Here is a 19742-nt window from a genome sequence, read left to right on the forward strand (position 1 = left end):
TTTTTCTTATAAAAATCTTTAACAAACTGCCTTTTTGATTTCTTTTTATGGCTGTATACTTATGCTATAATGAAACTTATGAAAGAACAGTGTTCGAACTGTTGATAAAAACTAGCACAGATACTAAGTTGCTGTAGTAATGGAGGCGAAAAGATGAGCTTTGCGAACATTCCACTTTTACAATATTTAGCTAACATTGTAGATATACTTGTTGTTTGGTTTGTCATTTATAAATTAATTATGCTTGTCCGCGGAACAAAAGCGGTACAGCTTCTAAAAGGTATTTTTATTATCATCGTTGTGAAAGTGGCAAGTAGCTTCCTGCATTTGCAAACGGTTGAATGGATTACCGATCAAGCGTTAACATGGGGTTTTCTTGCGATTATCATTATTTTTCAACCGGAATTACGTCGCGCGCTTGAATCACTCGGGCGGGGGAATATTTTTATCCGACTCGGTTCGAGAATCGAGAAAGAGCAACACAATTTGGTTGACTCCATTATGAAATCAACGAAATACATGGCAAGGCGCCGAATCGGCGCGCTCATTTCCATTGCGAAAGATACGGGCATGGAAGATTATATTGAAACAGGGATACCGCTTCATGCGAATATTTCTTCCCAACTTTTAATCAATATTTTTATTCCGAATACGCCGCTTCATGACGGTGCAGTCATCATTCGTGGAAATGAAATTGCTTCTGCGGCAAGTTACTTGCCGCTATCTGATAGCCCCTTTTTATCCAAAGAGCTTGGAACAAGACACCGGGCAGCACTTGGAATTAGTGAGGTGACGGACAGTTTAACGATTGTCGTGTCGGAGGAAACGGGTGGCATTTCTGTAACGAAAAATGGCGAATTGTTCCGTGAAGTGTCAGAGGAACGGTTACAAGAAATTTTGGAAAAAGAATTAGTGACGCAAGTGGAAGCGAAAAAATCCTTCTTTTCACGTTTGAAAGGGGGGCATAAAAAATGATGGATCGCATTTTAAATAATAAATGGTCAATTCGTATTCTTTCACTCGTTTTAGCCGCCATTTTATTTACGTCGGTTACGTCCGAAAATAATGCGGGCGATGGCTCTTTTCAAACGGCTTCTCAGATGGATACGGAAACAATTCAAAATGTTCCAGTTGAGGTTTATTACGACAAAGAAAACCTGTATGTTTCTGGCGTGCCAGACACGGTAACAGTAACGCTTTCTGGACCTAGAAGTATCGTGCAAAATGCGCGCGCACAACAAGATTTTAAAGTATACGCCGATCTAAGAAATGCCAAAATTGGTGAACAAACGGTGGAATTCCAAGTGAAAGATATTTCGGAACGCTTAAAAGTGACAATTAGTCCTGAATCTGCGAAAGTCAATGTCCAAGAAAAAGTAACGAAGAAATTTTCTGTTGAGGCAGAGATTGGTAACTCGGTCATTGCAGACGGCTATGAGGCAGGTACACCAAAAGTAGATCCAGGCAAAGTGTCCATTACAGGGGCAAAAGATACGATTGAACAAATTGCTTACGTGAAAGCAAACGTTGAGACAAGTTCAGCGCATAAGGAAGATTTTACAGCGAAAGCTACGGTTTCTGCTTTTGACAATAATTTAAACAAACTAGATGTTGAAATTAGTCCTGAAAAAGTAGATGTTTCAGTTCCGGTAGAAAAAGTTGGTAAATCGGTGCCGCTAAAAATTAATCAAACCGGGACGCCTAGTGAGGACATTACGATTTCGAGCATAACGCCTGAAACGAAGGAAGTCGTGGTCGAAGGTGATGCAGATGTGCTCGCTAAAATTGATGAAATTAGTGTGAATGTAAATGTAAGTAACATTACGGCGGATACGGTACAAGAAGTGACAATTCCTGTTCCAAATGGTGCGAAATCTGTTCAACCGCAGACTGTCGAGGTGCGAATTAAGACGGTAAAAAAGTCGAATGATGATTCAAACGCTAATCAAAATGAGCCAGATTCAAATGATGACAATCCAAACTCAGATGACGGAACAGACGGGGATCAAACGGTTTCAAAGACTTTCCAGAGTTTAGACGTCTTTACAAGAGGCTTACCGTCCACGTACACGGCACAAATGATTACGCCAACTAATGGAAAAGTTAACGTAACTTTAAGCGGTCCGAGAAGTACCATCAATCAAATTAGTGCATCAAGTATTACCGCAGTAGCAGATTTATCTAACGCAAAAGAAGGCGAATATAGCACTAGAATTCAAGTGAATAATCTGCCTAATAAAGTGAGTTATAAACTTTCGGTAAGCACTGCTGACTTTTTAATTAAGCTAAAAGAAACGGCTGCTGTAAGCTGACAAATGGCATCTAAAGCTATGTTTTTCTTGAGAAGATGAAATTTTTAACAAAAAAAGGTATAATAGAACTTGCATTGTCTTTTGCATAGAAATGAAATAATTGACGAATGGAGCAGAAATCAATCTGCTGCTAGAAATGTAATCCAATGTTTTGATACAGAAGGAGAGAATTATAATGGGAAAATATTTTGGAACGGACGGAGTTCGCGGCGTAGCTAATCAGGAATTATCACCAGAACTTGCTTTCCGCTTAGGACGCATGGGGGGCTACGTTCTAACCAAACATGTGGGAGAACACCCAAGAGTATTGGTAGGAAGAGACACACGTATTTCTGGGGAAATGTTAGAATCTGCACTTATTGCAGGACTTGTTTCTGTAGGAATTGAAGTCATGCGTTTAGGTGTTATTTCAACACCAGGAGTTGCTTACTTAACACGTGCACAAGGTGCTTCAGCCAGTGTCATGATTTCCGCATCACATAACCCAGTTGAAGATAACGGCATTAAATTCTTCGGCTCAGATGGCTTCAAGCTGTCCGATGACCAAGAACTTGAAATCGAAGAACTACTTGATCAAGAAAAAGATGAGCTTCCGCGCCCGAGTTCTGACGGATTAGGAACAGTGAGCGATTATTTGGAAGGAAAGCAAAAGTATTTACAATTCTTGAAGCAAACGGTTGACCAAGACTTTTCAGGTGTCCTTGTAGCCCTGGACTGTGCAAACGGAGCCACATCTAGTTTAGCGAACCATTTGTTCGCAGATTTAGAAGCAGAAACGGTTTCAATGGGTGCCTCGCCAAACGGTTTAAACATTAATGACGGCGTCGGCTCAACACATCCAGAAAGTTTAGCTGCATTTGTAAAAGAAAAAGAAGCAAATGTTGGCTTAGCATTCGACGGTGATGGTGACCGCGTCATTGCAATTGATGAGAACGGCGAAATTGTCGATGGCGACAAAATCATGTTTATTTGTGCTAAATATTTAAATGAACATGGCTCGCTCAATCAAAATACAGTTGTCTCAACAGTTATGAGTAACCTAGGTTTCTATAAAGGATTAAAGGAATTGAATATCGCGGATGTGCAAACGGCTGTTGGTGACCGTTACGTCGTCGAAGCCATGCGCGCTGGTGATTATAATCTTGGCGGGGAACAATCCGGTCATATCATTTTCCTTGACCATAATACAACGGGGGATGGTTTATTATCAGGCATTCAACTTATCAACGTGATGAAAGCAACAGGTAAGAAATTATCGGAACTTGCTAGTGAGATGCAAACTTTCCCGCAAAAATTAGTGAACATTCGTGTGACAGATAAAAATGCGGTAGAAGAAAATCCTAAAGTAAGCGAAGCAATTCGTCTCGTTGAAAACGATATGGGAGATAACGGACGCGTTTTAGTTCGTCCTTCAGGAACAGAACCACTTGTTCGCGTAATGGTCGAAGCCGAAACAACCGAAAAAACTGAAGCTTATTGCGAGCAAATTGCAAGTGTTGTTCGCACAGAAATGGGCTTAAACTAAGTAACCTAAAAATCCCGTTATCGATTGCGATGACGGGATTTTTATGAAAGAAAGGATTTTTTTGTTGCAAAAATTACGCCAAGTGGCTGCAAGTTTCACAATCATGATCGGTTTCGCCCAACTATATAGCTTTTCTAGTGCCGTGTACGGCTATTTCATGAGCGACGCTGGAGATTATAACTTTGTGTGGAATTACTGGATTATCGGCCTATTTGCGCTACTCCTAATTGTGAGCGGAGCCGTCATGATTCAAAATGATATTTTCCGTTTAGCAGTAGCTGTTGTTCTACTAGCCTACACAGCGTTCCAAGCATTCTCAGTTTATTTTTACCAAATTCAACCTCTACTTGATAAAACAGAAGATATTCAAGGGCCATTTAATTACACCAATTCCATCTTGGCTGTCATTAGTCTCGTACTATTTTTTATCTTTATTTTTAACAAAAAAGGGCAACTTAGTACACAACTCAACCAAAATGAAAATTGGAAACGAAAATGGCTGATTACAAGTATTGTCTTTTTAGTAGCAAGTGCAGGGCTCGCGATTTGGCTCGCGGTCATTATTATTCAACATTTTCAAAACCCTAAAGCGAGTGATACATACATTTTTACAAATGACTTTGATGCACTGTTTGCTTGTGTAAGCGCACTTCTCTTACTGATAGCGGCAACATCGAGCTTAAAACGAGGCTCTTACTTCATGGCTGGAATCGTGCTCGGAATCGGTTTTTTATATTTGGTCAACTATACTTGGTTCGAACAATGGATGACTTTTGCGATAAAAAACGGGTATGACCTTGCCAAAAATGAAAATCGCTTATTCGGCATCCAATTTGTTGTGGGTGTTTCCAGTTTTCTTTCAGGAATATTGATTTTGATTGGAAGAAAACGTTAAAAATTCTGTTTTTTTGAAGTAAAACTACTTATTCTGTGTCTAATAAGTGAATTTTGCCACAAATCTATTGTGACTTTGCTTGAAAATGCTATACTGAACTAGAAAGTATATTATTGAATTTAGGGAGGAATTGTTTTGAAGAAAAAGGGTATTGTTAGCTTAATTTTAATTTTCGTAATGTCCATCTTTTTAACAGCATGTGGAAATGACCGTGTAGAGCCTAAGGAAGCAGCAGAAATTACTGTTAACGCGCTTGTGTACGGAAAAGACACAGACAAAGTAAAAGACGTTTATGGGGAAGACGGAACAGACACTGAAAAAGAGTTTGAAGAAGGTTTTAAAGAAAGCTTTACATCCACTTTAGCACGAATGACAGGTAGCGCTCTAGATATCGACAAAGAAGTGGATGACTTATATAGTGCGCTACGCAACCGTGTGAAAGAAAAAGCAACATATACGACAAAAGTAACCAACGACGATAAAGAAAATCCTGAAATTACTTTTTCCGTCAAAGGTCTTGATATGAAGGCCGTTCAACAAGGGTTAACAACGGAATTACAAAAAGAAGTTATAGCGGATCCATCACTAGCTACTGATAAAGATAAACTTGTTAAGAAAATGCTTGAAGTTTATACAGAGCAAATCAAAAAAGCAGATGTCGTATCAACACCAGTAGATGTCAAACTTAAACTTGAAGTTAATTCGAAAGATGAAAGCGAATGGAAAATAAGTAATCAAATTGCCTTTGTCCAAAGTTTAATGAAAGCTTTCTACATGGGTGGTATGTAAAACTAAGAAAAATGGAAATCAATTATGATTTCCATTTTTTTGATTTCTGGGAATATGTATATACCAATTCCTCTTAATTGGCTTAACAAAATGCTTGACCAACTATACAATTTAGTGTAGAATGATTTTGTTTCCTTGAAAAAAGGAAAGGAGGATCGTTTAAAACTAAATAAAAGCGCCAGAACTAATTGGACGGAACTAGCCGCTAGTGAAACTCTAGCTTGCTATGAAATTAGTTGACGAGGAGGAGATTAATCGAAATTTCGGCGGGAGTCTCCCGGCTGTACATGCAGTCGTTACGCTTTAGCTACAAACCATTTGGGCGACCAGATGAACAGAGCGCTAAAGAGCATGTGTTTTTCTCCAAGGAAACGAAAAATTTTCGGGGAGGGCAAAAATTGGATTCGTCTGCCCTTTTAACTATTGGAGGATAAAAGTATGTGTGGAATTGTTGGATTTATTGGAGAAAAAAATGCGAAAGATGTGTTACTAAACGGACTAGAAAAACTAGAATATCGTGGCTACGATTCAGCTGGAATTGCGCTTTTAGACAAAAATAATGTGTATGTTGTGAAGGAAAAAGGTAGAATTGCTGACCTAGCTAAAGCAGTAGCAAACGAGGCATACGGAGAAATCGGAATCGGGCATACGCGCTGGGCAACGCACGGGAAACCGAGTCATGAGAATGCGCATCCGCATCAAAGCCCGTCTGGGCGTTTTACGATGGTGCATAATGGCGTCATTGAAAACTATTCCCTTTTAAAAGAAAACTATTTAAAAGAGGCGACTTTCAAAAGTGACACCGACACAGAAGTTATCGTTCAATTAATTGAGAAATTCGCAAATGAAGGCTTAGCGACGCAAGAAGCGCTTCAGCAAACGCTTGCGCTCCTACAAGGCTCCTATGCAATTAGCTTAATTGACAACAAAGAAAGCCAAACGCTTTATGCAGCTAAAAGTAAAAGTCCGCTTCTAATCGGCAAAGGAAATGGCTTTAATATTATTGCAAGCGATGCGATGGCAGCTTTAAAAGAAACCGACGAGTTCATTGAGATTATGGACGGAGAAATGGTGATTTTAAAACGCTCTAGCATTCAAATCTTAAATCTTGAAGGGGAAGAAATTGAGCGTGCGCCTTACACCGCAACAATCGACGCGACAGACATTGAAAAGGGCACTTACCCACACTATATGTTAAAAGAAATCGATGAGCAACCGGCTGTCACACGCCGCATCATTCAGTCGTATCAAAATGAAGCTGGCGATCTTACCGTGGATGAAGCTATCCTAGACGCGATTTTAGCATCCGACCGCGTGCACATCATTGCGTGCGGCACAAGCTATCATGCTGGCCTAGTTGGAAAAAATCTAATTGAAAAGTTGGCGCACATTCCAGTAGAAGTCCATGTTTCCAGTGAATTTGGTTATAACATGCCACTCCTTTCCGAGCGCCCGCTATTTCTATTTATTACGCAAAGCGGGGAAACGGCGGACAGCCGTCAAGTTCTCGTGAAGGTGAAGAGTATGGGCTATCCAACGCTAACGCTTACGAATGTGGCAGGATCGACACTCGACCGTGAAGCGGACCATGCCATGTATTTGTTCGCCGGTCCCGAAATTGCCGTAGCTTCTACAAAGGCGTATACCGCACAAATCGCGGTTTTAAGTGTGCTGGCGGTTACACTTGGTCGGGCGAAAGGGATTCAAGACGCAAAAGAGTTGAATCTTGCTGCCGAGCTTGGTATCGTAGCGACAGCCATGGAAACGATGGTCACTTCAAAGGAATTAGTTGAACATATTGCAGGTGAGTTTCTCGCAACTACACGGAATGCTTTTTTCCTAGGAAGAAGTGTTGACTATTTTGTCGCGATGGAAGCGGCCTTAAAGCTGAAAGAAATTTCGTATATTCAAGCAGAAGGGTTTGCGAGCGGCGAGCTAAAACACGGAACAATCGCACTTATTGAGGACGAAACGCCTGTTTTAGCGATTATCACGCAGGAAAATATTAATTGGAATATCCGCGGAAATGTCAATGAGGTTTTAGCACGCGGAGCAAATGCTTGCGTATTTGCGATGGAAGGCCTAGAACAGCCTGGAGACCGTCTTGTAATTCCACAAGTCCATCCGTTATTAACTTCACTTGCTAGTGTTATTCCGTGCCAATTGCTCGCTTATTATGCGGCACTCCACCGCGGATGCGATGTGGACAAACCACGTAATTTAGCGAAAAGTGTTACAGTAGAATAAAGCAAAAGGCTTCCAAAAATTGGAAGCCTTTTTAATTTTCATCTGATGGTGGAACGTCTTTTTTAAATCCTTGAATAATAAAACGGGCGCCGGTCACAAAATCAACAGCAGCCATGCCGGCAATCACGTAGGCAAAAAAGCCCCAACCACTTGTATTTACTTGTTGTATAGCGAAATAAACGAATACGATACCTAAAATAATGTAAAGTAATCCTTGTAATAAAAAACGTCGATTCATATCCCTTTTTTACCCCCAAAAGAAAAGACTTAAGATTATAACGAAAGAATTCATTAAGATATGTGCAAACATCGGAACAATAATGCGCTTTGTTTTCGTATACAGATAACAAAGAATAAGGCCAATCAAGAAGTAAGAAAGTAAATATTGTATGTCACCATGTAGAAGGGCAAAAACAAACGAACTAATAACCGCCGCAACATGAATATTTATAATGTTTGCCAGTCCTCCGTACAACACTTTTCGAAATACTAACTCCTCTAAAATCGGACCGAGGATGCTGATAAAAATGAGGAAGATAGGCGCTGTTTTGGAATAGCCTAAAAGGTCTGCCGTATTTTCTGACCCACTAGGTAGGCCGGCAAAAATGGTAATGACAAAAACCGCCACGTATTGAGCAACAAGTAAAATGAAGAAGCCACCTACGGCCCAAAGAATGCTACTTGGAAGTCCCGCTTTTTGTCCGGTAGCAATTTTATTAAATTCAGGCTGGTTCCGAAGAAGCAACCAAATAATACATAATGAAGCGATATTTGCAAGAATACTCCAAATTACGACGGATAGATTTGCAATTTCAGTTTTTGAAGCTGAGCTAAATGAGTTTAAAATGGCCGCAACAAGAGGCACACCTAAAATTCCAGAAAATAGTAGAATAAAATAACTTATAATAATAGTGATATATCGTTTTGCCAAAAAACCGCTTCCTTCCAAGAAACCTAATGTTTCATTTCAATTCTGTTCTATTGTACTAAGAAATAGGTGGCAGTTGCAAATAAGAAAGAAATTTTAATAAAAACGAGCCCTTTATACTTGCAATTTTAACCTATTTTGACTAATATAAGAATTGTGTTAGCACTCAAGTGTATCGAGTGCTAAAAAGATTCAAGGAGGTTATGGAATTGTTAAAACCATTAGGAGATCGCGTTATTATTGAAGTTGTAGAGGCTGAAGAAAAAACAGCGAGCGGGATAGTTTTACCTGATTCAGCGAAAGAAAAGCCACAAGAAGGTAAAGTTGTCGCAGTAGGCTCTGGTCGAATTCTTGATAACGGTGCAAAAGAAGCGCTAGAAGTTGAAACAGGCGACCACATTATTTTCTCCAAGTACTCTGGGACGGAAGTAACCTTTGAAGGAAAAGACTTATTGATTATCCGCGAAAGCGACATTTTAGCAGTAATTAAATAGAATTTTGGATTAAAACGGAGGTATTGACTTATGGCAAAAGATATTAAATTTAGTGAAGACGCTCGTCGCGCAATGTTACGCGGCGTTGACCAATTAGCGAACGCAGTAAAAGTAACGCTTGGCCCAAAAGGACGTAACGTCGTTCTTGAGAAAAAATTTGGTTCACCTTTAATCACAAATGATGGTGTTACGATTGCTAAAGAAATCGAATTAGAAGATGCTTTTGAAAACATGGGAGCTAAACTTGTTTCTGAAGTGGCATCTAAAACAAATGACGTAGCTGGTGACGGAACAACAACGGCAACAGTTCTAGCTCAAGCAATGATTCAAGAAGGTCTTAAAAATGTAACTGCTGGCGCCAATCCTGTAGGCATTCGCCGCGGAATTGAAAAAGCTGTTGCAACAGCAATTGAAGAGCTTCAATCGATTTCAAAACCAATTGAAGGAAAAGATTCCATTGCGCAAGTTGCTGCTATTTCTTCTGGTGATGAGGAAGTTGGGAAATTAATTGCCGAAGCGATGGAACGAGTTGGTAATGACGGAGTTATTACGATTGAAGAATCAAAAGGCTTTGCAACTGAACTTGATGTTGTAGAGGGGATGCAATTTGACCGCGGCTATACAAGTCCGTACATGGTGACTGATTCTGATAAAATGGAAGCAGCACTCGAAAAACCTTATATTTTAATCACAGATAAAAAAATCTCTAATATTCAAGAAATTTTACCTGTCTTGGAGCAAGTAGTACAACAAGGGCGTCCGCTTCTCATTATTGCAGAAGATGTTGACGGCGAAGCACAAGCGACTCTTGTTTTAAACAAATTACGCGGAACCTTTAACGTGGTAGCAGTTAAAGCGCCTGGTTTTGGTGATCGTCGTAAAGCAATGCTTGAAGACATCAGTATTTTAACTGGTGCACAAGTGATTACAGAAGATTTAGGTCTTGAACTTAAATCAACAACGATGGAACAACTTGGAACTGCTCAAAAAGTAGTTGTAACAAAAGATGATACGACAATCGTTGAAGGAGCTGGCGATTCCGACCAAATTGCGGCACGTGTGAACCAAATTCGTGCGCAAATGGAGGAAACAACTTCTGAATTCGATAAAGAAAAACTTCAAGAACGCCTAGCAAAATTAGCTGGCGGTGTAGCTGTCATCAAAGTTGGTGCCGCTACTGAAACGGAATTAAAAGAGCGCAAACTTCGTATTGAAGATGCGTTAAACTCCACGCGTGCAGCTGTTGAAGAAGGTATCGTATCCGGTGGTGGTACGGCCCTTGTAAATGTCTACAATAAAGTAGCTGCTATCGAAGCAACTGGCGATGAAGCAACTGGTGTGAAAATTGTACTTCGCTCGCTTGAAGAACCAGTTCGTCAAATCGCGCACAATGCCGGCTTAGAAGGTTCTGTTATTGTTGAACGCTTGAAAGGCGAAAAAGTTGGCGTTGGTTTCAACGCAGCTAACGGCGAATGGGTCAACATGATTGAAGCTGGTATCGTGGATCCAACAAAAGTAACGCGTTCTGCGCTTCAAAATGCCTCTTCTGTTGCAGCTCTACTTCTTACAACTGAAGCAGTAGTCGCTGATCAACCAGAAGAAAACGCTCCTGCAGTACCTGATATGGGCGGCATGGGTGGAATGGGCGGTATGATGTAACTAGCCCAGCTATTTACAAGCTGCCTACTAAGAGATCTCCTCGGAGGTCTCTTTTTTTGATTAAAATCTTGATTCCCGCACCTTTCCAAGTTAAAATGAAATCAAAGCCATAAAAGGAGAGCGAAATCATGCAAAAAAGATTTACATGAAATAAAAGCTAGCAAGTTCACTCTAAGTAAAAGTTAAAACAAAAGGAGTGAACGGAAATGACGATTATGAAGACGGATTTATTAATTTTTGGATGGAAAATACAATTAGAAAACAATTTGAAGATTTATCAAAGCGTAGAAGATGTTTATTTGGTTGTAGATGAAGACGATGATGTACTCCTAAAATTTAGTTGTACAGAAAAAGAAATTTCACTCATTCGAACCGATTGGAATAACTTTGTTCGCGTTACGGCAGATAAAGAGCTTATTTTAACGAAAAGAAGTCGTATGGATTAAAAAAAGCCGGCAGATGCCAGCTAAAGTTAGGGAGTTTAAAGGTTACAAGTTCAAAGCTTGTAACCTTATTTTAGCGCAATTTTGTAAAGCCATTATGAACGATAGGTTGATTTCTAGTAAAGAAATGGTCAAAAAAACTCAGGTTGTAATCGCTTACTAATTATGATACACTATAGGAAATTAATGGATTGTGACTGGTAAAGCAGGCAAAACCCGTGTTAGTACATACTGTTTGTTTAGGAACGCAGTGTGTCAACTAATACGGGTTTTATTTCGTGCAAAAGGAGATTTTTCAGATGCTCATTACAAAAATTTTAAATAACAATGTTGTTTTTTCAGTCAATCAAGTGAAAGAGGAAGTTATCGTCACAGGACTTGGCGTGGGGTTTAATCGTAAAATTGGCGATACAATCCCGACAGAAAAGATTGAGAAAATATTTACAACAGACAATGACCCTTCGAACAAACAACTTATTCAGCTTCTGGAAGAAATACCATTTGATTACTTCTCGTTGGCAGATGATATTATTTGCTATACGGAAAAAGAACTCGTAAAATCATTAAATAAGATTATTTATGTCACGTTAACCGATCATATCCATTACGCTGTATCACGTTTTAAACAAGGCATCTTTTTTGAAAATCGGTTGCTTTGGGAAATAAAAAAGTTTTATCCGGAAGAATTTGCTATTGCAAAAACATGTTTGGCGCGAATCAATGAGCATGCGGATGTTGACTTGCCAGAAGACGAAGCGGGTTTCATGGACAAACTAGGTTTATTCCCACAAGCAGAAGATGTGATTCGTGAAATGGCCGAATTTACAAAAAGGTAGCTTAGAACGCCGTTTTGCAGTATGATAAAGAAAAATGGAGCAAGCGAGGTGCTAGCATGAAACAAATTATTCCTTATTTTACGATGGACAACTGCGCAGAAGCGGTTTCTTTCTACCAAACCGTATTTGGGGGCGAAATTCTGCACGCCTCCTACGGAAAAGATGTCCCCGGGTTTGAAAAATTCCCAAATAAACTCATCCACGCCGAACTGCACATTGCTGAAAATTTAGTCCTTTTTTTCAACGATTTACAACTCGGCGAAATGACTCACGGGAACACGCTAATCATTGGGCTAGAATGTGATTCAAACGAAGAACTTCTCCGCTATATGGAAATACTTCAAATTGGCGGACGCGTCGAAATGGAAGTCGCGAACATGTTTTGGGGAGCGACACATGCCAAAGTGGAAGACAAGTTCGGTTACATGTGGGAATTAAATTATACACATGTTTAATAGCAAACTCTCTTTTGCAAAGCAAAAGAGAGTTTATTTCGTGTTCATTTAACAAAGGAAGGAGGCATAAAAATGAGCGTTAAGTTAGAAGAATTACTTAAATTACCATCTTTACGAGAAGCAAAAGTGGTCGCCGGAAAGACCGGGCTAAAAAAATTAGTTTCTTCCATATCCGTTTTAGAACATACCGATGTTGAAATTTTGGAAGACGCGTTATTCGATAATGATGAATTTTATGGCAGTGAAATTGTGATTTCCGCCTTTATCAATATAAAAGATAATGTGGATGCTCAGTGCAATATGATAGAAAGGCTACATCATGCAGGCGAAGTGGCATTAATTCTTTACTATGTCGGTATTTTTATGCCAAAAGTAGATGAGAAATTAATCCGATTAGCCAACAAACTGGATTTCACGCTTATTGTTATGCCTGAAAATGAAATGACGCTCAGATATAGCGAAGTGATTTATGAAGTTGTAGAAGCAATCGTAAAACAAGAAATGCGCGTCACCCATTTTGCAAGTGAACTTCTCGAACAAATTTCAAACTTACCAAATAATCAGCGAAATATTGATACAATGCTTAAAATTTTAACAGACCGCACCCGTTCTTCGATTGTGTTAACCGATAATTCAGGCGAAATTGTACATGCCGTAACCTGGCCGCGCATCAATACGATTGCTTTAGACAAAGTAATCCACCTTCCTATTACAGAAAAAATCGAGCAACATGACCAGCTGTTCATCACGAAACGACCACTTATGCAAGATGGTATTAAGATGCTACAGCTTTTTTTGATTAAAGAAAACGAAGCTTTGACGGAGGAGCTCGCCGCACAAATGACGGAAGTGGTTCAAGTCTTTATGAACCTTTGGGGTGAAAAATATAGCGAGATTAGCACGTCTGAACTTGTGAAAGCGATCTTAAATAATGAGAGTGTCAAAATGCGTCGCCTAGCGAAAATCCTAGGAATTGATGTGGCGAGCATTCAAACCATGTGGCTTATCGAAGCACAAAATGCGCAAGCAAATGAACAAGCACTACAAAAAATTCAGTCTTACTTTTCGGCCCATTTCCAAGTTTCGCTCGTTGATTTTCATGATGATTTCATTGTGGCGTTAATGGATAATAGTTTAACGCAAGGGGAGTATGATGAACTGGCGAAGCATTTGCTAAAAGAGCTTGAGGTCCAAATTATTATATGCGGTGGGCAGGAAAACACGACTGATGTGCAGCAAAGTTATGCGACAGTTTCAAGCTATTTTGAGGCCGCGAAAATCATTTATCCACTTAAAACCATTTTTTCTATTCAAGAAGTGATGTTTGCTGCAGAATGCTATGAAATTGTCAACAGAGGTGAAAGAGCCATTTCTGAGCAGCTTAAATTGGTACAGCCTCTCTTCCAAATGCAAAGTCAAGGTGAAGAATTATTACAGACATTGGCGGTTTTTCTACTTGATACAGAAAACAATATGGGAAAAGCAGCAGACGTTTTATTCCTTCACAAAAACACAATTAAGTACCGCTTAGCACGGTTACATGAAATTTTGCAATATCCGGTCACTAAACTTCCGGAAAGCTATAATCTATACACATCTGTTGCTATTTGGCGCTTACTTCAGGAAATGAACCAAACGTAAATTTTAAATAAAATAAGCTTTCGTTGTCCAATTGAACAATGAAAGCTTATTTTATTTTGTGTTTTTAACAATTACAACAGTATAACGTTTCTATATAATAAAAATATTAAAAAAATTGGAGGTACAAAATCATGACAAACAAGAATTTAGAACAAGCCCAGTCGTGGGGAAGTCTAGCTTTTGTATGGACTGGCGCAATGATCTGTGTACCTGCCCTCTTGGTAGGTGGAACGTTAATTGGAGGTATGCCTTTCTGGGAGGCGATTCTAACCGCTTGTGTCGGTTATGGAATCATCGTCTTATTTATGATTTTTCAAGGAATCCAAGGGAGTGATTTAAAACTTCCGACTGTGAAAGCGGCAGCGCAAGTTTTTGGTGAGCAAGGTTCTAAAAAAATCATTTCTATCATTTTAGCTATTGCTTGCCTCGGTTGGTTTGGTATTCAAGCCAATGTTTGTGGCGTTGCGTTTTCAGGTTTCTTAGCCGTGTACGGTATTGATTTTCCTGTTTGGCTGGCATCGCTCATCTGGGGGATTATCATGCTATTATCTGCCTTATACGGAATACGAATTTTGAATATTTTAAATTATGTTGCGGTACCGATTCTATTAATCGTTTGTCTATACGCCCTTATCACTTCGCTACAAAGCGGGGGCTTAGCTCAAATTACAAACTATACGCCGAAGACGACATTACCGTTTTTATCTGGCTTATCTGTAACAGTCGGGTCATTTGCGCTTGGTGCAGTTATCGCTGGGGACTATGCGCAATATACAAAAGGACGAGCAAACATTATGAAAGCCGCTATTAGCGGAATCCTACCATCTGGCATTTTGATGATAGGCGTAGGCGCAATTCTTACTTTAACTTCAGGAACAGCCGATATTACATCTGTTTTTAATGAACTAGGTATGCCCGTTTTAGGCGTTGTAGCCCTAATTCTAGCTGCTTGGACAACTAATGCCGTCAATGCTTTTTCTGGCGGAATAGCGATTGTCAATGTCTTTAATATTTCTAAAAAGCGCGAAAAAGTAGCAGTTGCAATAGCTGGCGGAATAGGCACACTCTTAGCTGTTTTCGGCATTTTAAACTATTTTATCCCCATTATGTCAGTCCTCTCCGCTATGGTGCCGCCAGTCGCAGGAGTCATGATTGCCTCTTACTGGATTGTTCAAAAAGGAGATCCAAACAAATGGCAACTTGTAGAAGGTGTAAACTGGCTAGGCGTTCTAGCTTGGTCTGTTGGTGCTGTATTTGCAGCACTCCCAGTTATTTTCTCCTTTTTCCCTGAAACGTTGCCACAGTTACCGAACCAACCGCTAATTGGGATTGTTATTTCGCTAGCCCTTTATCTTATTGGACAAAAGCTAGTTGGAAATACAGCCCAAGGAAGCGTTAAGAAAAATTATTAAGCGTTGGAGGAATGATGATGCGTTATTTAGACGAACAAGCAATTGAAGATATTGCAGTGGGTGCTGCATTTTTAGGAACAGGCGGGGGCGGAGACCCCTACATCGGAAAAATGATGGCCCTTTCGGCAATCAAAAAATATGGCCCAGTCGAGCTTTTATCAACAGAAGAAGTAGCAGACGAAGACTTTTTTATCCCAGCAGCAATGATGGGTGCGCCTTCTGTCTTGATTGAAAAATTTCCAAAAGGCGACGAGTTTACGCGCGTTTTCCAAAAGTTAGGCCGCTATTTAGGGCGAGAAGTAAAAGGAACATTCCCGATGGAAGCGGGCGGGGTCAATTCAATGATTCCAATTGTGGTAGCTGCTCAATTAGGTTTGCCGCTAATCGATTGTGACGGAATGGGCCGCGCGTTTCCTGAACTCCAAATGGTGACGTTCCATTTGCACGACATTCCTTCGACACCAATGGCTATCACAGATGAAAAAGGAAATATTGGCATTATGGAAACGATTGATAATAAATGGACAGAACGTTTAGCGCGTGTTTCGACAGTTGAAATGGGTGCCAGCTCATTGGTTAGCATTTATCCGTGTACAGGAAACCAGCTTAAAACAGCTAGTGTGAAAAATATTGTGACGCTCTCTGAAAAAATTGGTCGAATCATTCGTTCCAACCAACAAGATGAGCAAGTGAAACTAAACGAGCTTTTAGAAGCGACAGGGGGCTTTCACTTATTTGACGGCAAAATTGTTGACGTTGAACGTGGCACAACGGGTGGATTTAATCGCGGCTGTGTGACCATTGAGGGCTTACATGCATATGCAGACCATCAAGTGAAAATCTTTTTCCAAAATGAAAATTTAGTCGCCGAAATGGACGGCAAGCCCATTGCATTAACGCCTGATTTAATTTGCCTTGTCGATTTAGAAACACTAAACCCAGTTACAACCGAAGGATTAAAATACGGAAAAAGAGTGCGCGTACTAGCCCTTCCTTGCGACTTGGAATGGCGTACAGCTAAAGGCATCGAAACTGTTGGCCCGCGTTATTTCGGCTACGACTATCCGTATACACCTGTTGAAGAACTTGTTGGAAAGGTAGGGAAACTTAATCATGTATAAAATAGGAATTGATGTTGGCGGAACAAATACCGATGCCGTCATTTTAGATGGAAACTTAAATTTAATTCACAGTGTCAAAATCCCAACAAGTGAAGATATTGAAACGGGCATTGCGCGCGCCTTAAAACAAGTTTTAGCGGAAACAGGTATCGACCGCAAATTAGTGACGCACGCCATGCTTGGCACAACCCAATGTACAAATGCCATCGTAGAGCGCAAAAAGCTAGCCAAAGTCGGTGTCTTGCGCCTAGGCTACCCAGCGACAGCTTCTGTCCTCCCCTACACGGCATGGCCAGAAGATATGATTGAAACCCTTTCAGGCACATATGCACTCGCCAAAGGTGGTTACGAATATGATGGGAGCGAACTTTCCGCATTTTCAGAAGCTGAGATTCGTGATGTCTTTAAAAAGTGGCAAAATGAAGTGGAATCTATCGCCGTTGTTGGCGTTTTCTCGTCACTTAAAAATGAGCAGGAAGAAAAGGTTGCTGAACTTGCAAAAGAAGTATTAGGTAGTGCCATCCCTGTTTCGCTGTCTTCCTCCATCGGCTCGGTCGGCTTAATCGAACGGGAAAATGCAACGATTTTAAATGCAGCTCTCATGAAAGTGATGGCTTTAACTTCAAATGGGTTTGAAAAAGCGCTTCAACAAGAAGGGGTGGAAGATGCGGCCATTTATCTTTGTCAAAATGACGGGACGCTCATGTCGCTTGATTATGCGCGCCAGTTTCCGATTTTGACGATTGCTTGTGGTCCAACGAACAGTATTCGCGGGGCGGCGTATCTTGCTGGCCTTGAAAATGCGATGGTGCTTGATGTCGGCGGGACGACTTCGGATATTGGCGTGCTTTCAGGCGGATTCCCGCGTGAGTCTTCGCTAGCTGTTGACGTTGGAGGCGTGCGTACTAATTTCAGAATGCCAGATATTATTTCCATCGGTCTCGGTGGTGGCAGTCTCGTTCGTGAAGTAAACGGCGAAGTGACGGTCGGACCAGATAGCGTAGGTTATCAAATTACAGAAAAGGCTCTTGTTTTTGGCGGTAGCGATTTAACAGCAACGGATATTGCCGTGCGACTAGGAAAAGTCGCGATTGGAGATGCAGAACTAGTTGCGCATATCAGTCAAGATTTTGCGGAAAAAGCCTATGCGCAGATGGCAGAAATGACCGAAGACGCAATTGATAAAATGAAGACGAATTCAGGCGATGTGACACTTATTCTTGTCGGCGGTGGCAGCGTTATTATCCCTGAAGAACTAAATGGCGTTTCAAAAATTATCCGCAATCCAAACGGCGCTGTTGCAAACGCAATTGGTGCCTCCATCTCACAAATTAGCGGCCAATATGAGCAAATTTATATTTATGCCAAGCAACCACGCGAAGAAGCACTCCAAGATGCCGAAAATAAAGCGCGTGCGCAGGCAACTTTAGCAGGAGCCATTGAAAATACCATTGAAGTGGTGGAAATCGATGAAATTCCGCTCGCCTATCACCCAGATAACGCAAACCGATTGCGAATAAAAGTGGTTGGAAACTTAGTCTAAAAAATGTTTCTTTGTATAAAACGAGCAAGACTAGGCAAAATGAATGGTTGACAATCCCTTTCCATCTATGCTATAGTTACTAAGGTTATTAAACAAGAAAGAAGAAGCAACCCGCTTCTCGCCTCGTTAACGAGTGTTTTCAGGCAAAAAGTTCAATTTTTCGTTGCGCCAGTCTTGGTGTGACTTTGAATCGGCGGGTTTGCAAAGTTTGCAGACTCGCTTTTTGTATGTCTGCCGCTGGTAGACGCATGATTTGCTCTTTTCTGACTTGTTGTACCAATAAACTACGGAGGTGGCTCGCCATTAGCAAAGACATGTTGGTAAATGATGGGATTCGTGCACGTGAAGTGAGATTGATCGATCAACACGGTGAACAATTGGGTGTAAAAAGTAAATTTGACGCACTTGGTATTGCTGAGGCGGCTAATCTTGATCTTGTGCTTGTTGCGCCAAACGCGAAACCGCCAGTAGCTCGTATCATGGACTACGGTAAATTCCGTTTTGAACAACAAAAGAAAGAAAAAGAAGCCCGCAAAAACCAAAAAGTCATCGTGTTAAAAGAAGTGCGACTCAGCCCAACAATTGATGAGCATGATTTCAATACGAAGCTACGTAATGCGCGTAAATTCCTTGAAAAAGGCGATAAAGTAAAATGCTCTATCCGCTTTAAGGGTCGTGCAATCACCCACAAAGAAATCGGTCAAAAGGTGCTTGACCGTTTTGCAGACGAGTGTAAAGATGTAAGCACAGTCGAGCAAAAAGCGAAAATGGACGGACGTTCAATGTTCTTAGTCCTAGCACCACTTCAAGAAAAGTAAAAGTTTTGAGGAGGAAAATTTCATGCCAAAAATGAAGACTCACCGCGGTTCCGCTAAACGTTTCAAAAGAACAGGATCTGGAAAATTAAAACGCAGACATGGTTTTACTAGCCATATGTTTGCTAACAAATCTCAAAAACAAAAACGTAAACTGCGTAAAGCGGCAATGGTATCAGCTGGCGATTTTAAACGTATTCGTCAAATGGTCGCTAAAATGAAATAATAAAAAATAATTTTCTAAATTCTAGGAGGTAGACAATATGCCACGCGTAAAAGGCGGAACAGTAACTCGCAAACGTCGTAAAAAGGTCATTAAATTAGCCAAAGGATATTATGGCTCTAAACATACACTATTTAAAGTAGCTAACCAAGCGGTAATGAAATCTTACCAATATGCTTACAGAGATCGTCGTCAAAAGAAACGTGATTTCCGTAAATTATGGATTGCTCGTATTAATGCAGCAGCACGTCTAAACGACTTATCTTACAGCAAATTAATGCACGGCTTAAAATTAGCTGGTATTGACATTAACCGTAAAATGCTTGCTGATTTAGCTGTAAACGATGCACAAGCTTTCACTTCATTAGCTGATGCAGCGAAAAAAGAATTAGCGAAATAAATGA

The 19742-nt window shown here is 40.5% G+C and carries 20 protein-coding genes and 1 other annotated feature; of the genes, 18 read left to right on the forward strand and 2 right to left on the reverse strand.

All coding sequences use genetic code 11. The features are described from left to right. The first annotated feature begins 153 nt into the window (after positions 1-153). The 6 genes from cdaA to glmS all read left to right on the forward strand — a co-directional run bounded on the left by cdaA (position 154) and on the right by glmS (position 7768). The gene (cdaA, locus tag CFS04_RS12180) at positions 154-975 is read left to right on the forward strand and encodes a diadenylate cyclase CdaA (RefSeq protein ID WP_088810961.1); all 822 of its coding nucleotides are present in this window, start codon (positions 154-156) and stop codon (positions 973-975) included. After that, entirely contained in the window at positions 972-2312 is a 1341-nt protein-coding gene (locus tag CFS04_RS12185) for a YbbR-like domain-containing protein (RefSeq protein ID WP_088810962.1), read from the forward strand. Before cdaA ends, CFS04_RS12185 begins: the two co-directional genes overlap by 4 nt. Positions 2313-2487: 175 nt before the next feature. Then, positions 2488-3837: a phosphoglucosamine mutase gene (gene glmM, locus CFS04_RS12190; protein WP_088810963.1), complete on the forward strand. Its 1350-nt coding sequence runs from the start codon at positions 2488-2490 to the stop codon at positions 3835-3837. A 64-nt stretch (positions 3838-3901) separates the two neighbouring features. Continuing rightward, positions 3902-4732 (forward strand): hypothetical protein, encoded by an 831-nt coding sequence (locus CFS04_RS12195; protein ID WP_159457907.1) that lies wholly within the window; start codon positions 3902-3904, stop codon positions 4730-4732. Positions 4733-4909: 177 nt separating this feature from the next. Continuing rightward, complete coding sequence (locus CFS04_RS12200; protein WP_088810986.1) at positions 4910-5521, forward strand: DUF5105 domain-containing protein; 612 nt, start codon at positions 4910-4912, stop codon at positions 5519-5521. 438 nt (positions 5522-5959) lie between these two features. Then, positions 5960-7768, forward strand: coding sequence for a glutamine--fructose-6-phosphate transaminase (isomerizing) (gene glmS / locus CFS04_RS12205; RefSeq protein ID WP_088810965.1), 1809 nt, complete (start codon positions 5960-5962; stop codon positions 7766-7768). A gap of 31 nt (positions 7769-7799) precedes the next feature. On the opposite strand, the gene CFS04_RS12210 is transcribed toward glmS, so the two are convergent. Both CFS04_RS12210 and CFS04_RS12215 read right to left on the reverse strand, forming a co-directional pair. Then, the gene (locus CFS04_RS12210) at positions 7800-8006 is read right to left on the reverse strand and encodes a YdiK family protein (RefSeq protein WP_088810966.1); all 207 of its coding nucleotides are present in this window, start codon (positions 8004-8006) and stop codon (positions 7800-7802) included. A gap of 9 nt (positions 8007-8015) precedes the next feature. Next, complete coding sequence (locus CFS04_RS12215) at positions 8016-8699, reverse strand: CPBP family intramembrane glutamic endopeptidase (RefSeq protein ID WP_088810967.1); 684 nt, start codon at positions 8697-8699, stop codon at positions 8016-8018. Between the two features lie 206 nt (positions 8700-8905). Here CFS04_RS12215 and groES point away from each other — a divergent pair, with 206 nt between their 5' ends. The 12 genes from groES to rplT all read left to right on the forward strand — a co-directional run bounded on the left by groES (position 8906) and on the right by rplT (position 19738). Continuing rightward, positions 8906-9190 (forward strand): co-chaperone GroES, encoded by a 285-nt coding sequence (groES, locus tag CFS04_RS12220; RefSeq protein WP_007475470.1) that lies wholly within the window; start codon positions 8906-8908, stop codon positions 9188-9190. Positions 9191-9220: 30 nt separating this feature from the next. Continuing rightward, entirely contained in the window at positions 9221-10849 is a 1629-nt protein-coding gene (groL, locus tag CFS04_RS12225) for a chaperonin GroEL (protein WP_088810968.1), read from the forward strand. Between the two features lie 206 nt (positions 10850-11055). Further along, entirely contained in the window at positions 11056-11295 is a 240-nt protein-coding gene (locus CFS04_RS12230) for a hypothetical protein (RefSeq protein ID WP_088810969.1), read from the forward strand. Between the two features lie 296 nt (positions 11296-11591). After that, positions 11592-12128, forward strand: coding sequence for a PRD domain-containing protein (locus CFS04_RS12235; RefSeq protein ID WP_088810970.1), 537 nt, complete (start codon positions 11592-11594; stop codon positions 12126-12128). Between the two features lie 56 nt (positions 12129-12184). Beyond that, complete coding sequence (locus CFS04_RS12240; protein WP_088810971.1) at positions 12185-12583, forward strand: VOC family protein; 399 nt, start codon at positions 12185-12187, stop codon at positions 12581-12583. 72 nt (positions 12584-12655) lie between these two features. Then, positions 12656-14224: a PucR family transcriptional regulator gene (locus CFS04_RS12245; protein ID WP_088810972.1), complete on the forward strand. Its 1569-nt coding sequence runs from the start codon at positions 12656-12658 to the stop codon at positions 14222-14224. 131 nt (positions 14225-14355) lie between these two features. After that, a complete protein-coding gene (locus tag CFS04_RS12250) occupies positions 14356-15636 on the forward strand; it encodes a cytosine permease (RefSeq protein WP_088810973.1) in 1281 nt (426 codons plus the stop codon). A gap of 17 nt (positions 15637-15653) precedes the next feature. Continuing rightward, positions 15654-16757: a DUF917 domain-containing protein gene (locus CFS04_RS12255; protein WP_088810974.1), complete on the forward strand. Its 1104-nt coding sequence runs from the start codon at positions 15654-15656 to the stop codon at positions 16755-16757. Further along, positions 16750-18300 (forward strand): hydantoinase/oxoprolinase N-terminal domain-containing protein, encoded by a 1551-nt coding sequence (locus tag CFS04_RS12260; RefSeq protein ID WP_088810975.1) that lies wholly within the window; start codon positions 16750-16752, stop codon positions 18298-18300. Before CFS04_RS12255 ends, CFS04_RS12260 begins: the two co-directional genes overlap by 8 nt. A gap of 92 nt (positions 18301-18392) precedes the next feature. Beyond that, positions 18393-18534: a sequence feature (ribosomal protein L20 leader region), on the forward strand. A 68-nt stretch (positions 18535-18602) separates the two neighbouring features. After that, complete coding sequence (gene infC / locus CFS04_RS12270) at positions 18603-19118, forward strand: translation initiation factor IF-3 (protein ID WP_088810987.1); 516 nt, start codon at positions 18603-18605, stop codon at positions 19116-19118. Positions 19119-19140: 22 nt separating this feature from the next. Then, positions 19141-19341 carry a 50S ribosomal protein L35 gene (rpmI, locus tag CFS04_RS12275; protein WP_007477029.1) on the forward strand — a complete coding sequence of 67 codons (201 nt, stop codon included), beginning with the start codon at positions 19141-19143 and terminating at the stop codon, positions 19339-19341. A gap of 37 nt (positions 19342-19378) precedes the next feature. Continuing rightward, the gene (rplT, locus tag CFS04_RS12280; RefSeq protein ID WP_007477027.1) at positions 19379-19738 is read left to right on the forward strand and encodes a 50S ribosomal protein L20; all 360 of its coding nucleotides are present in this window, start codon (positions 19379-19381) and stop codon (positions 19736-19738) included. Positions 19739-19742: the final 4 nt, after the last annotated feature.

The organism is Listeria sp. ILCC796, assembly GCF_900186175.1.
GTDB lineage: Bacteria > Bacillota > Bacilli > Lactobacillales > Listeriaceae > Listeria > Listeria goaensis.

Bases quoted from the DNA above. Each gene is read 5' to 3' on its own strand.
- CFS04_RS12185 (WP_088810962.1), top strand. From the start codon at position 972: ATGATGGATCGCATTTTAAATAATAAATGGTCAATTCGTATTCTTTCA.
- CFS04_RS12230 (WP_088810969.1), top strand. From the start codon at position 11,056: ATGACGATTATGAAGACGGATTTATTAATTTTTGGATGGAAAATACAA.
- rplT (WP_007477027.1), top strand. From the start codon at position 19,379: ATGCCACGCGTAAAAGGCGGAACAGTAACTCGCAAACGTCGTAAAAAG.
- glmS (WP_088810965.1), top strand. From the start codon at position 5,960: ATGTGTGGAATTGTTGGATTTATTGGAGAAAAAAATGCGAAAGATGTG.
- CFS04_RS12260 (WP_088810975.1), top strand. From the start codon at position 16,750: ATGTATAAAATAGGAATTGATGTTGGCGGAACAAATACCGATGCCGTC.
- glmM (WP_088810963.1), top strand. From the start codon at position 2,488: ATGGGAAAATATTTTGGAACGGACGGAGTTCGCGGCGTAGCTAATCAG.
- CFS04_RS12250 (WP_088810973.1), top strand. From the start codon at position 14,356: ATGACAAACAAGAATTTAGAACAAGCCCAGTCGTGGGGAAGTCTAGCT.
- rpmI (WP_007477029.1), top strand. From the start codon at position 19,141: ATGCCAAAAATGAAGACTCACCGCGGTTCCGCTAAACGTTTCAAAAGA.
- groL (WP_088810968.1), top strand. From the start codon at position 9,221: ATGGCAAAAGATATTAAATTTAGTGAAGACGCTCGTCGCGCAATGTTA.
- CFS04_RS12240 (WP_088810971.1), top strand. From the start codon at position 12,185: ATGAAACAAATTATTCCTTATTTTACGATGGACAACTGCGCAGAAGCG.
- CFS04_RS12200 (WP_088810986.1), top strand. From the start codon at position 4,910: ATGTCCATCTTTTTAACAGCATGTGGAAATGACCGTGTAGAGCCTAAG.
- CFS04_RS12210 (WP_088810966.1), bottom strand. From the start codon at position 8,006: ATGAATCGACGTTTTTTATTACAAGGATTACTTTACATTATTTTAGGT.
- CFS04_RS12245 (WP_088810972.1), top strand. From the start codon at position 12,656: ATGAGCGTTAAGTTAGAAGAATTACTTAAATTACCATCTTTACGAGAA.
- CFS04_RS12255 (WP_088810974.1), top strand. From the start codon at position 15,654: ATGCGTTATTTAGACGAACAAGCAATTGAAGATATTGCAGTGGGTGCT.
- cdaA (WP_088810961.1), top strand. From the start codon at position 154: ATGAGCTTTGCGAACATTCCACTTTTACAATATTTAGCTAACATTGTA.
- CFS04_RS12235 (WP_088810970.1), top strand. From the start codon at position 11,592: ATGCTCATTACAAAAATTTTAAATAACAATGTTGTTTTTTCAGTCAAT.